Here is a 13,408-nt window from a genome sequence, read left to right as displayed (position 1 = left end):
ACGAACCGAAGCGACAAGGCAGTTGCAGCCCATGCAGGAAGTGACATCAAGGCCGACCAAGGCCTGGACTGGATTTTTGTTCCTGGGCTTCGGTTCTGGTTTGCCTTATCCGCTGATCGGCAGCACCTTAGGCTATTGGCTCAGCGAAAAGTCGCTTTCGATCGCAGTCATCGGTGCCTTGGCTTGGACCGCACTTCCCTACTCCCTCAAATTCCTATGGGCCCGCCATCTCGACCAATGTCGTGCGCCGGTCGTTGGAAGCACCATGTCGCACCGTCAAGGCTGGATTGTCTTGTCTTCGATCATGGTCGCCCTCTCTCTCCTGGGCCTTGTCCTGAGCGTCGTCTCCGGGAGCCTTCCGCTCATTGCACTGAGCTGCATCGCAGCCGCGTTTGGCGGTGCGACGCTGGATGCCTCAGTCGATGCGTTTCGGATCGAACAAGAGGCAGTGCACCAGCAGCCAGCCAAGCTCCTCACAGCCTATCAATTTGGCTACCGCGTTGCTCTGCTGCTGAGCGATGGACTGGTGTTCTTGCTCGCAGCGCGGCTGTCCTGGCAAGTTGCTTATGCACTTCTGCTGCCCCTGATGTTGGTGCCCATCTGCGGAACGCTCTTTCTGCGATCTCATCCCGATAGGGTTCTCACCCCAGATCGCGCGAGTGCGAAGAAGCAAGGGTCCCCGCTGATATCCCTTCGACCCTCCACGCTCCAAGGATGGATCGCGGTGGTCGTCTTCATCGGCTGCTATCGCCTACCGGATATTCTTCTGGGTCCCATGATCAATCCTTTCTTCTATGCCCTTGGCATTGGAAAGAGCGTGGTCGGATCCCTCCATATCTGGCTTGGCATCCCAGCAGCCTTCCTCGGAATTTTGGCTGCAGGCACAAGCTTGAAGCGCATGTCCTTGAGCACGACCATCCTTGTTGGCGCAGCTCTCCAAGTCCTTGCCCTCCTCGTTCTTGCATTGCTTTCGTCGAACGAGCAGTCTGCTGAACTGCTTTGGGCTAGCGTTATTCTTCAAAACCTTGCCAGTAGCTATACCGGCATCGCATTGGTTGCTTATATGTCAAAGCTGGTCACGCTTGGACGAGCAGGTGAGCACTACGCATGGCTAACCAGCTTCTACTCCATCTTCGGTAGGGTGCTTGCCGGCTTTTCAGGCCTTGCAGTGGCCTATCTCACCACGCTCTATGGACAAAGCCAAGGCTATGTCACTTTCTTCATTGGCATCTGCCTGACGTGCATGCCTGCCCTCCTCGTCTACTCGCTCATCATTCGGAACAACTTGAAGGAGCGACCCGAGCCGTAAGTGCCATCACGCTACTGCTTTGCAATGACTGTCTCTGCTACTTACGGACATCTAGTGCCTGCGCTCATTTATTTCACACCGATCCCAATGTCTATCCACCTTAGCGCTAGCCAATTAAATTTCTAATTGGCTAGCGCCGGCAAGCCTCATCAGTTTCGACTTCTCGTGAGCCCCAGTAAGCACTCGCCCTTCGAACTCGCCTTTATATACACTGACGTTTCACCAAGATTAGTTTTATAGAAGACATCCTTACTAACGTTGGCGATTGGCTCATGGGGATTTGGGGGCAAGACATATGGAGTGAGCGCAAATTTTTGCTTGATCTTAGACACTTCATAACAGCGCCCGGGAGCTAGCTCCATATACATAAAATTCACTCCTTTATCGAGCTCAGGCGGGACCCTGAACTCAATAAAAGAGATCCCATACTGATCCCGCGTCTTGAACGCATTTGAGCGAAAAGCAATATTCAAAGATCGACTTGAACTCACCTGATGGAAATCACTAAGCCCAATTTCGCGAAAGGTCTCATAGTTTACTGGCTTATTAGGGTCAAAGATTCTACCAATCACTTCATCCAAAATTAGTTCGGAATCTTTGTTCTCAGCGTGCGCGCCCGCACTCACCACCAAAAATAGAACCACAAAAAACGCCAGCTTAATTTTTATAGACATACCAATTGCCCTCGGGAATTAAAGATCTTTACAAATGCCATCAGCCCGCTGGGGGATGCTTACTATCCCAGTAACTCCCATAATATTGCTCATAAGTAATGTCATCAGCGGCATTGGCGGGCGTCCCGTTTACATCAATTCGCTCACCATTCCTGAAAGACTCGCCGATTTGCGCTGAGGCAGCATCCCAGTTTATTTGACCAGCCTGATACGCGTCATATGTTGCATTATAAGACGCCACATTGGCAGGAGCTGCTGGGATATTGAAACTTACACCCTGCGCAGTAAGCTCTCTTTGAACAGCAATGGAATAGATTGTTGCTTCGCCTTCAGTAGCCAAGCCCATATTGATTGCTGACGCTCGATCTGCGACCGTATTCCACTCCCCATCAAAAAGCGTATGTCCCAGCTCATGCGTCAATTGTGCTGCGGTATCGCTCGGACTAGCATAGGTTTTAATATAAACCGTCCCTCCGCCAGTGGCAGCATACTCTGTACGAGAATACGTGTCAGAGGTCTCTATTTGAAAGCCCTTCGCTTGCGCTAACTGAACCAACCCTTCCAGGGTTGCTGACTTGTTAACTATGACGTCGACCTCTGCGCCTAGATCCGTCGTCGTATTTTTGTCTGTGGGATTCGGAAGTCCGCCGCCGCCAGTGCCGGGAGGCGTGATCGGCCCCGGCTGCTCAACTGGCGGTGAAGGAGGAATAGTCGGAGGCGGACTCGGAGGTGGACTCGTAGGCGGGTTAACCACAATTGGTGGAATCTCAGTGGGCGGCTCGCTTGGATCGACGTCCGCAGCGGCCGCTGCACCTGCCACTAGGAACAGCTCTTCGTTTGTCAATTCTCTCATTACAGCGCTCCATCCTGTGAGTAGATTTTTTTCCTGATCGTTTTTTCTATTGAATGTTCCATATCTCTTTTTCCTTTGAACTTATTTTGATAAGCGTTGTAACTCCTCATTGTTGACTGGACTTCTCAGCCGTTTCCCCGGCCTCGTCCTGTTCAAATTTGCTGGGCTGCTCTTTGATCAAAGGCCTTAGCATCCCGTCCACAAAGAGATAGTGCATATCGCACATCCGAGAGATGTTCTTGTCGTGCGTCACGATGACTGTGGTCGCGCCAATGCTCCTGATGTTCTTCATCAGCTGTATGCCCATCTGCTCATCAACCCCAGTCGTTGGCTCATCCATCAACAACAACTTGGTGCGCCTGTAAAAGGCTCTGGCCAAGAAGATCCGTTGTTTTTGACCGCCTGACAGCGTGTTTCCCAAGTCGCCGACTCTGGTGTTGAAGCCCATTGGCATGCGCTGAATATCGTCGTGGATGCATGCCAATTTCGCAGCCTGCACGAGGCGTTCCTGGTCAATGTGCTCATCGAACATGGAGATGTTTTCCGACAACGTCCCGGACAACAGATTGTCTCCCTGCATGACGATGCTGACCTTGCTCCGGTAGCTCGACTTACCGACTTTGCGCAGATCCTCTCCATTGACTAAGAAGTCCCCAACTTGAAGATCTTCAAGCCCCGCCAGAACGCGGATGAGTGTGGTCTTACCCACGCCTGAGTTCCCGACAATTGCAATCACTTGGCCTGCCGGGGCCCTGAGCTGCAAAGCGCTCATGATCCACTTGTCCGTAGACGAGTAGCGGAAGTAGCCGTTGGCAATGGCAATAGCGGGCGCAGCATCCTGCAGCGCGCCGTTGCCATGCAGAAACGACTCAGGCTCGCTGTGCGTGATGTCTGAAATGCGCTCGGTGTGTAAGCGAAGCAGCCGGAGCTGCATCAAGTAGTCGGCCAGATTGATGCTGCGTTGGCTGAACTGGGTCGCGTAGATCAAAAAGACCGTCAACACCCCGACCGTCATATCCCCACTGAGCACCAGCCGGGTGCCTTCCCAGATTACGAAAATGCGGCACAGGCCCTGAATGAGAAGCTGGACAGAGTCGAACCCAATGCGGATACGCTCGGCCCCGATGGTCGCATTGGTGGCTTTCGCGCTGTAGTTCGTGAAGCGCGACGCCCAGAGCGCTGACTTGTTGAACAGCTTGATGGGCTGGATGCTTCGGACCGTTTCGTAGAGCAAGCTTTGCCGGCGTGCATCAATGTTGATCTGATCGAGGTTGGCTTCTTTGAGCTTGGCGTAGTAGGCGTAGCGCGAACCCACATAGGCAATGGTGAAAGCCAACAAGGCGAAGGCAAGCGGCGCGTCGTAGCTCATCAAGAGCAACAACATGAGGAAAGACATCACCCCATCGATGACCGCTTCCATCATCTTCGTCGTGAGTGACTGCTGGATGGAGTAGATCGACTGGAAGCGGCTTGAAATATCCCCGGTGTGCCGTTTCACAAAATATGACTGGGGTAGCGACACGAGGTGACGGAACAAGTTGCTGCTCCACCGTAAGCCAGTGGTCGAAGAGATCCACAGCAAGGTCCACTTCCTGGCAACGGTCAAGACGAGCTGGACCAGGAGCACGATCGAAAAGCCGATCGCCAATGTGGTGACCAGACCATCGTCCTTGACGCTGAGCACCTGATCCATAGTCAGTCGCAGATACTGCGGCACAATCAGCGCACAACCTTCCAAGAAGAGCGCCAAGATGCCAACAACCCAGAACGCGGGCACCAGGGACCGAAGCGAGCCTGCCAGATCGCGAAGCGATACCGATGGCACACTCTTGATCTTCTTGAAGGCCGGGCCTGGATGCGCTTCCAACGCAATGCCGCTAAAGAGTTCATCGAACTCGTCGAGCTTGATCTTCTTGACGCCTGTTGCGGGATCGCTGATGTGCACATGCCCGCCCCGCACAGCCGTCAACACGACAAAGTGCCCGTGGTGCAGGTGGACCATGCAAGGCAGCGACAGCTTGGGCAGTTCGTAAAGTTCCAAGCGAAGCGGACGCGTTGTGAGCCCATTGGCATCAGCGATTTCAATCAGCGAAGCGAGCGTTGCCCCACTGGTCGACACCGTAAAGCGGTTGCGAAGCTCCCCGAGGCTCGTTTCATGGCCGTAGTAGGAGAGCAGCATCGCAATGCAGGCCAGGCCGCACTCACTCGACTCCGTCTGACGGATATGCGGCACACGGCGCTTCGAGGAGAACACCAGGCTTGGTTCAGCAGAGCGATCCGTCTCGGCATCGCCATTGGCTGATGGTGTCAAGACGTCCTTCATCGCTTTTCACCCGTCAAGCGTGAACTCATGGTTTGGAAGGGGTCAAACATCCACTCCCAGATCTTGCGGCCTTCCAAGATCAGTTCCGCATCCACTTCCATCCCCGGCAGGAAGGACTTCGCTTCTTGGGCGACGCCGATGGTTTGAGAAGGCAAAGCCACCTTGGCGGTGTAAACCGGCTCGGTGGGCGACTGGCGACCATAGCGGCGCTCCAACTCACCGAGGGGACTCGTTTGCGTCGACAGCGATGCGATGCGCCCCTGGATGGCGCCATATTTTGCTTTCGGGAATGCGGCGATGTTGAGCAGCACCTCGGTGCCGACCGTCACATGTCCGATGGCTCTTGAAGGAATGAGAATTTCAGCTTCGAACACCGACTCGCTTGGCGTGATGGACGCGATGATCGAGTCGGTGCCGATACGCTGACCTTGGGATGCATAGATCGCTGCAACGGTGCCGCTCAAGGGTGAGGTGATGGTTTGCAGCCGGTCGGACTTGGCTCTGGCCACTTGATCTTCGATCGTGGATTTCTCGCGCTCGATTTCACTCGCTTGTCTGCTGGCGGTTGTCTTTATCTCGGTGATTTCACCCAGCAATGCGGCACGTTGATTGCGAAGTGTGGACTGCTGCGCGCGTGCATCCTGGATCTGCGCCTCTGCATCCAAGAGAGCATTTTCGTAAGTGAGGTAGGTGTATTTGGACACATACTTCTCAGCAAGCAGCGGCTCAATGGTCTTCAACAATTCTTTGTTCTTGGCGTATTTCTTTTCCAAGATTGAGATCTTGCGAGCGACTTCCTGCATCGCGCCGCTCGTTTCTTCGACTTGACGCGTCAGTTCCCGTTCGCGCTGGCCGGAAAAGTCATGCGTCTGCAATTGCTCCTTGGTCAGCTCTTCTGATCGGGTGAGCGCACGCTTGATCGTCTCATCGGACAAAGAGCGACCCGCTTCGTCGGTGATGTCGGCTGACAACTCCGCGAGCACTTGGCCCTTTTTGACCAAGGCGTTGGGCTTTAACGTCGTTGACAGGATGAGGCCAGGCGTTCCACTTCGGATGTCCACTCGCCCATGCGTCGAAATGATCTGGCCCGACACGTGCTCCCGCTTGGAGTAGGACGCGGTCAGAACAAACGTGGCCAGCAAGAGGAAAAGCACACAGCCACAGCCAATCCAGATCCGGATGGACGAGGGAAACGCATCTTTTAGGTCGCCGAGTGTGGAAGTTGTCTCCGGCCCCTTTCGCTTGCGAAAGAGCGGTTGTTCTGCGTCATCCGTCTGACCTAACTCGCTATCCATAGCACCTACACTTCGAGATCTACTGCACACTTGCGTGAGTTGAGGCTACCCGCGCAGACATTAAAATTACATTTGCATTTTGTTGATCTGGCGTTGGCATTGGCGCCAAACCTAAGGTTGCAAGCCCCACGCTATTTCTTTTTCAGCAACCAAGGTTTGCGTCAAGCGAAGGTGCGTTGCGCAAAGCGCAGCCGCACATTGCGGAGTAGGAACAAGGCGGATAGCGCGCAAAACGCGTCAACATCAACTTAGAGCACGTGCTGCTCCCAATCGTTATCACGCCAATCCTAGGCTTCCACCACATTAGCCACCGCCCCCATCACCACTTGACGTGTCTGACATCGCCTGCTGTTGAGAGCGAGCGGCCATCGTCATCACGGGACCTGTTGGATTCTTGTCGATCTCTTCGCGCTCCCGCTGGAACTGCACTATCTCCTGCGCCCGTTGCTGATCCAGTGCTTCCGTCTTCTGCAAGGTGTCATTGATGCCAGGCGATGGCGTATTGAGCGAGGTTTCCGAGTGAAAGCCGGGCGTTTTGCCAAAGACAAAGGCGACATCATCTTGGATGGTCACCTTGCGGAGTTCATCCGCGCGTTCGATCCCTGACTCTTTGACGGCATGCAATACCTCAGCCGTCTTCTCATCGGATGTGCCCTTAGGGAGCCGCGCCTGGATGGCAGAGAACAACGCGTAATCCCGATGATCAGAGGGAAACGCCTGCTGAGCGGCATCTTGGAGGGGCCTTGCTTGCTCAACCCGATCCTCATCGTGTTCGTGTGCGTTAGAGCGGGCAGTTGTCCCACCAAAACCTGGCGACGACGCATAGGCAGCGGGTTGGCGCTCCGGCAATACGATCTGCGCCGGCACTTCGCTTTGCGTTGGAATTGCCGGCGACGGCGCTCGCACCGCCTCTTGCTGCTCTGCCTGCAATGGAACAGCCGATGGCGCACCGTTCTGTGGTGCAACTCCTTGCGCTTGCTGCTCGCTGCCCTGCTCCACCGGCCCATTTGCCGATGCCGGCGCTGCGGATTTCAAGGCATCTCGGCGCGCGCTTTGTGCCTGGGACAACGCCGCATCCAGGTCTTGGCCGGCAACGCCCGTTGCCGGCAAACCTTGGTCTTGCTGGAACTGCCTTACCGCATGTTCCGTCTCTGGACCATAGTGCCCGTCTTGCGGCACGGCCTGACCGTTTGGCCCCCGGGCATCCACTTGCTGCAATCGATACTGCAAGAACTCGACCTCTTGTCCCCGGTCGCCGAGGCGCAGCCCTTCCACCTCATGCGATGACGGCGGCGTTGGAACAGTTGCCTGAGTTGGAGTTTCCTCACGAGACGTGAGAGCTGATGAAGGCGATCCGACACTCGGCGCAGACGCGCTTGCAGAAGCTGGCGCCACTGCCTCTGCCTTCGGCTGGACTGCGCCGGCTGTCGGAGGTGCAGCAACCTCAGGTGCTTGGGTCTCTTGTGGTTCGCGTTGCGGGACAGGTTCGGACTTCGGCTCAGCAGGCTTAGCGACCGGGCGCACGTCTTCCTGCAGAGGCGCGCTGGCGGATGCAGGCATCACGACCGTAGCAGGCGTTGCCGTCTCCGCAACAGCAGGCCCGTCGGGTATGCGTGCAGCGTCTCGATCCCGCTGCGCATCAATGGCTGCCTGAGGCGCTTGGGTTTCATCCACATGCGGAGCTGTAACGGTCGTTGCGGCGAAGCTTGCGACCTGTTGCGCCTCTTGCGTGGACACACCTTGCCGATTGGCTTCGCGCAACGCTTGCTCGTAGGCGTCGCGCTCCTGAGGCGACTGCGCATCAATGCGCAGGTCTGGTGCACCGGCCGAAGGCGGTTGCTCCTGCCGAAGTAACTGCACCTCGCCAATTGCCTGATGGATCTCGTCAGCGCTGGTGGTCGCCGCAACACGCACAGCACCATCGGCGTCACGGCTCAGATGCTGGATCGGACTGTCCACCGAGTATTGACCGGTCGCATCACGCTCCAATGCCAAAGAGCTGGTCGCTGCATCGATTCCGTTTGCCTCACGTGTCCGTTGCACCGCGAGCTGGATCGCGCCTGCGGTCTGTGCATTGGGCGCAACGCCATAGGCGGCATAGGTCGCTTCGGTATTGGCCTGGTCTTGCTGCTGTGGCGTTGGCGTTTGCCTTGCCGGCATCTGTGCCAATGCCTGCGCATGCTGCTCCAAGGCCGGCTGCAAGTGTTCACGCGTCGCGTTGAGTTCCAACGGGACATTGCCTTCGGCAGCAACGCCGTCATGCCGCCACTGACCTTGCGTATCGCGCTGATACTGCCTGCCGTCCGATGCTTGCAGTGAGTCTGGGTTCAGGGCTGTTTGCACGGCCGCTGGCACGGGGCCGAAGTCATCCCAGCCATTGCGCTGATGGGCAGCCTGATAAGTCGCTGCGATCGCAGCCGGACCTCGGGCGATGTTAGCGTCTACCACCTGGGCTGCTTGTTGATCCAACGCGGCATTGCGCTCAGGGCTTGCTGGATCCACCGTCCAGATGGGCCGATCGTTCCGATCGACGTCGTCGGCGACCATCCGAGACCACTGGCCACTTGCCGGATCATGCCGCCAATCCCGTGCGTAAAGATGCGCAGCATCTGCCTCACTGGATGGCTGCACATAGGGATTACTGGGTTGCACCTTGCCCAGCGCCTGCTCGGTCGCTTCGCCACTGGCGTGATAGTTCAGCTCGCGCGCCTTTTCAGGCAGTGCGAACATGGCCTGCTTCTGCGGCCTATCCACGCCATCGTTGGGCAGATCGGCCTTTTCTTGGCGAAGCCACTGGCTGCCGTTGAACTCCCAGCTCACGCCCTGCTTGTCGGTCTGCGCATATATCTGACGGTTGTCCCACAGGGTCGCGGCCTTGTCGGCAGCGGCACTGAACAGATAACCATCGGCAACTACCAACGCGACAGGGCCTGCACCGGTTGTGCCAACAATGGCAGCGGCAGCGGCGCCGCCCGCCCAGCCGCCCGCGCCCCGGGCAGCAAAGTGCAACGCTTCTGAGCGTGCAGCAGTGAGGTTGTCTTGTGCCAACAGCGTGCCAACACGCTCTCCGGTTTGCGACGCATCGTAGGCAGTGGCGGCAACACCCAAGCCCGCAAGCCCTGCTGTCATCCCGGCGCGACGCAAGCCTGGGATTTCAGGTTCCGGCGTGGTTTGGATGTTGCGTCCCTGCCATTCATCCCAGCGCTGCTGACCCGCCTGGGCATGCTCGGTTGGCGGTTTCATACGCTGACTGAGCGGAAGCGTGCTCTGGTCTAACGCCCTTGAAGTTCCCTCAATGGCTGTTCCTCGAAAATACTCTCTGTTGTCGAGCCTCAGAACTTTGTTCTCGCGAAGCGCATCATCAGTGGCCGGGATGCGCAGCATGCCTTCGTGTTCACGCGCACGGGCCACGATCAGCTCAAAGGCTGCTTGCTGACCGAGCCGATCCTTCACACCAACCAGCGCTTCACGTGGAAGCCCCTCAATCGAGGTAACGTTTGGATTGGCAAGAATGCGAGGCACTTCAATTTCGCCAAAGACGCGGCTTGGCTGAGCGTCGCCCACGATCGCATGAACTTCACCTACGGTTGCATCGGCAAACCGTCCGGAAGCATCTGCCCAAGGACCTTGCGTAGGGTGGTAGAGCCACTCCGTGGCAGGCCCCCGATGAGACCCCTCTATCAGCTCACGAGGCGAAATTTCATAGATGTCGGCGAGCGCGGTATAGAACTCGCGGGAATTAAGAAACTTCGATGCCTGACTTTTATCGATAACCCGGATGTCTTCGCCAGAATCGATCATCGACCCAATGACATCAGTCGACCAGATGTCCTTTGCTGCTGGGCCACTGTAGAGAACAGTGACCTTGCCGGAGGCATTCGCATCCACCTGCGCGGCGAGCGACCGCAGCGATTCTGGTGTTTGATAATCGCCAGGGTTCTGACGAATCCTATCGATTGCGTCCTGGGCAGATATCGAGCCATTCACACCAAGCACCCCTCATCGATTTCAAAAACGATGTGGTAGTCCGTGTTTCTGGAGTGGACGCCAAAATCCTTGTATGCGAGCAAGGCCTCTTTGAGGTCAGCTATGAATTGCTCCTTGTCAGCCTTGAGATGCTCAGGCAGTCCATCTCCACCATTGATCCACATCAGTCTCCAATGGGACCAACCGGACTGACCTCGCGCGCCTCCACCGTCGACCAAATCCAGTCTCAGCGTCAGGAGTTCGCCATGCCAATAGAAGGAGAACTTTGCCTGGTTTCTGACCTCGATTTCGGTGCCGCCACCGTTTGCGACATTGCGCAAATACATGTCGCGATCACGATCAATTGTCCAGTCTCTTGCATTGGTGCCACCGACCACAAAGTCTTTGTCGATTGCTTCCAAGTCGTATTTCGCAACATCCGGCTCAGGAATATATTCATTTACAAATGGCATCTTCGTTTCCCGGCATGGCTTAAATTTGTGGTCGAGAGCTATTTTTATGAGCCCGAGACGGCGGCAGACAGCTTCTTCACCTCGGCTTTTGGTAGCAGCCGTTTGGTGAAGTAGGCATCTTCGTAATACTTGATCTTTTCGCAGAGCACCGGGCTTGGGATGCCTTCATAGAGGAAGACTTCCTTGTCAAAGCCCATCGCCTTCAACTCTTGCGGCAGCATCAAGGCGCGGCGTTGCTCGGTTTCGGAATAGGACACGCTGCTTTGCTTGCCGTTGGTGTGCGACTTGTTCTTCTTGCGCACCGTGGTGTAGCCAAGCATGTCCGAGTAGTCGTTGGCGTCTTGCTGCTCGCGCGGGGCATAGACGATTTGCAACGCATGATTAGTGATGATGGTGCGCGAAACATCCTTGCCATAGGTCGCGTCCAGCTGCGCCATGCTCTGGATGATCGGCAGCAAGCGGATGTTGTAGCCGGCCATGTAGCTCACCGCGCTTGCGATGATGTCGACCCGGCCGATGGCTGTGAATTCGTCCATCAGCAGCAAGCACTGGTGCTTGAGTGCCGGGTTGTTCTGCGGCAGCTCTTTGGTGTTGAGGTTGATGAGCTGACTAAACAGCAAGTTGATCAACAGGCGGCTTTCTGCAAGCTTGTTCGGCTGGATGCCGATGTAGATGCTCATCTTCTTCTTGCGCACATCGGTTAGCAAAAAGTCGTTATCGCTGGTTGATGCATCCAGGATCGGATTGATGAACTGGTTGAGCGGCTCCTTGAATGTGCCCATGATCGAGGCGAAGGTCTCTTCGGCTTGCGAGAGCAAATTATCGAACGCCGTCTTGGCGTCGCGACCCAGGAAGTCGCGCTGCGAGAGCTTTTTGAGGTAGCCCTTCAAGTCGCTTCCATCCCCAGACGACACGCGATAGAGCATCCCAAGGGTTGGGAACATCCAGGTGTCTTTCGGGTGCTTGCGCTTGATCTGATCGTCCAAGCTATCGAACAGATAGAGCGTAAACGCCATGAACGCGTTGCGGGCCTGGCTCACCCAGAACTTCTGGGCGTCGGAGCCATCTGGGTAGAGCATCGCCGCAACACTCATCAGATCCGACACACGAAATGCGGGATCGGGCGAGATGTAGCTGAGTGGATTCCATCGGTGCGTGCGCCCGTCTTCGGCAAAGGGGTTGAACAAAAAGACCTCTTGGCCTTGGCTCTTGCGCCAGCCGGAAGTCAGATCGAAGTTTTCTTGCTTGATGTCCAGGACCACCACCGAGCCTTGGTAGTCGAGCAGGTTGGGAATGACGATGCCTACGCCCTTACCGGAACGCGTGGGCGCTGCCAGGATCACAAACTGTTGCCCAGGTAGGCGCACCAGCTTGCCACCGTGCTTGCCAACCACGATGCCGGTTGGCGACGGTTTGAGCATGTCCTTCTTGGCGAGATCACTGCCCGAAGCAAAGCGCGCGTCGCCATGCAAGGCGGCGGCCTTCGGCTTGAACAGTGGGATCAGCAGTGCGAACCAAGCCAGCAGTGGCACACCAAAGCCGATGGCGCCGGCCAGCTTGATCTTGCTGACATAGGGAGCGAACTGCGGGAGTTCGAGTGCTTTGACGTAAGACCAGTAGGTGCCGATGCTGAGGGGACCGGCCACCTTCAACAGCATCAGGATCAACTGACCGGAAAGGTAGACCCCTGCAATGAGGGCAAGAAGCAAGAGCACGGCGGCGACACTGAGCTTGGTCTTGCCGGTCATGACGCGCTGCCTTCCATCTGTGATCCCTGGCTTGTTTGAAAACGACCGTCCGCTCGCAAGATTACAGGATCACACCGCACGTTCAGATCGGATGGGTGTTGGCATCCGTGTAGGAATTGTCTGACGGGAAGCATGCCAAGACAGCAACGGGACCTTTCGCACCATGGACTAGGCGGGCCGCTGCGCTGGGCTGAGCCGCAATTTTGCGACGTCCTTCGCTGCTCCCCGAGTGAGAGCTTGTCCGTCGCCTAGGTTGTTCGGCCTACTCTTTTTCGGCCTTCGAAGGAGAAGATGCGGCGAGTGCCGACAAGTGTTTCGCCAGCTCTTCCTGCTGACCCTCGGGCAGCTGGCGCACCAGCTCGATGATCTGACCAAGTCGATCAGACTCGGCGACCAGGGAACTGAGGGACACACCAAGTGCCTCGGCCAGATCCAAGGCGGTCTTGAGATCTGGGACATGCGTGCCCGTTTCGTAGCGGCTGATGCGAGCCTGAGCGATGCGACTCTCCAATCCAAGAGCGACACCCAAGTCCTGTTGCACAAGGCCAATTGCTAGGCGGCGCGCTTTAAGCCGCGCAGCGAACAACGACAGGATGTCAGGTTGGGGGGTGCTCATCCCTACAAGGATGAACGTGAGTTACGCGCCTTGCAAAAATTCGTTGAACGAATCATTCGTTGAACGCATACTGACGCTGCCCCGGCACGCTGTCAACTGCAACGGGGCCGATGCCTGAGGCGGCCATGCCGGCCTTAAACGGCTATGCATC

The 13,408-nt window shown here is 56.5% G+C and carries 9 protein-coding genes; 1 reads left to right on the top strand and 8 read right to left on the bottom strand.

Translation table 11 applies throughout. The annotated features are described in order from the left end of the window. Window positions 1–31 precede the first annotated feature (31 nt). The gene (locus NDY25_RS16575) at window positions 32–1,309 is read left to right on the top strand and encodes an MFS transporter (RefSeq protein ID WP_168960050.1); all 1,278 of its coding nucleotides are present in this window, start codon (window positions 32–34) and stop codon (window positions 1,307–1,309) included. 149 nt (window positions 1,310–1,458) lie between these two features. Here NDY25_RS16575 and NDY25_RS16570 read toward each other — a convergent pair whose 3' ends face one another. From NDY25_RS16570 to NDY25_RS16535, 8 genes are all read right to left on the bottom strand, one after another. Next, window positions 1,459–1,983 (bottom strand): hypothetical protein, encoded by a 525-nt coding sequence (locus NDY25_RS16570; protein ID WP_168960051.1) that lies wholly within the window; start codon window positions 1,981–1,983, stop codon window positions 1,459–1,461. A 40-nt stretch (window positions 1,984–2,023) separates the two neighbouring features. Then, window positions 2,024–2,836, bottom strand: a complete 813-nt coding sequence (locus tag NDY25_RS16565; protein ID WP_006450247.1) for a hypothetical protein — start codon at window positions 2,834–2,836, stop codon at window positions 2,024–2,026. Window positions 2,837–2,942: 106 nt separating this feature from the next. Then, entirely contained in the window at window positions 2,943–5,159 is a 2,217-nt protein-coding gene (locus NDY25_RS16560; RefSeq protein WP_251755259.1) for a peptidase domain-containing ABC transporter, read from the bottom strand. Then, window positions 5,156–6,454: an HlyD family secretion protein gene (locus NDY25_RS16555; RefSeq protein ID WP_168960053.1), complete on the bottom strand. Its 1,299-nt coding sequence runs from the start codon at window positions 6,452–6,454 to the stop codon at window positions 5,156–5,158. The genes NDY25_RS16560 and NDY25_RS16555 overlap by 4 nt, the downstream gene beginning before the upstream one ends. Before the next feature lie 303 nt (window positions 6,455–6,757). Next, window positions 6,758–10,441: a peptidoglycan-binding protein gene (locus tag NDY25_RS16550; protein ID WP_233366659.1), complete on the bottom strand. Its 3,684-nt coding sequence runs from the start codon at window positions 10,439–10,441 to the stop codon at window positions 6,758–6,760. Beyond that, window positions 10,438–10,893, bottom strand: coding sequence for a hypothetical protein (locus tag NDY25_RS16545; RefSeq protein ID WP_168960054.1), 456 nt, complete (start codon window positions 10,891–10,893; stop codon window positions 10,438–10,440). The genes NDY25_RS16550 and NDY25_RS16545 overlap by 4 nt, the downstream gene beginning before the upstream one ends. Window positions 10,894–10,937: 44 nt before the next feature. Beyond that, window positions 10,938–12,641 carry a type IV secretory system conjugative DNA transfer family protein gene (locus tag NDY25_RS16540; RefSeq protein WP_168960055.1) on the bottom strand — a complete coding sequence of 568 codons (1,704 nt, stop codon included), beginning with the start codon at window positions 12,639–12,641 and terminating at the stop codon, window positions 10,938–10,940. A 262-nt stretch (window positions 12,642–12,903) separates the two neighbouring features. After that, a complete protein-coding gene (locus NDY25_RS16535) occupies window positions 12,904–13,257 on the bottom strand; it encodes a helix-turn-helix domain-containing protein (protein WP_180336617.1) in 354 nt (117 codons plus the stop codon). Window positions 13,258–13,408: the final 151 nt, after the last annotated feature.

Origin of the sequence: Xanthomonas hortorum pv. pelargonii (genome assembly GCF_024499015.1) — a bacterium.
In the GTDB taxonomy this organism is placed as follows: domain Bacteria; phylum Pseudomonadota; class Gammaproteobacteria; order Xanthomonadales; family Xanthomonadaceae; genus Xanthomonas; species Xanthomonas hortorum_B.
Note: the sequence above shows the minus strand (reverse complement) of the source record. Positions and strands in the feature narration are given on the sequence as shown.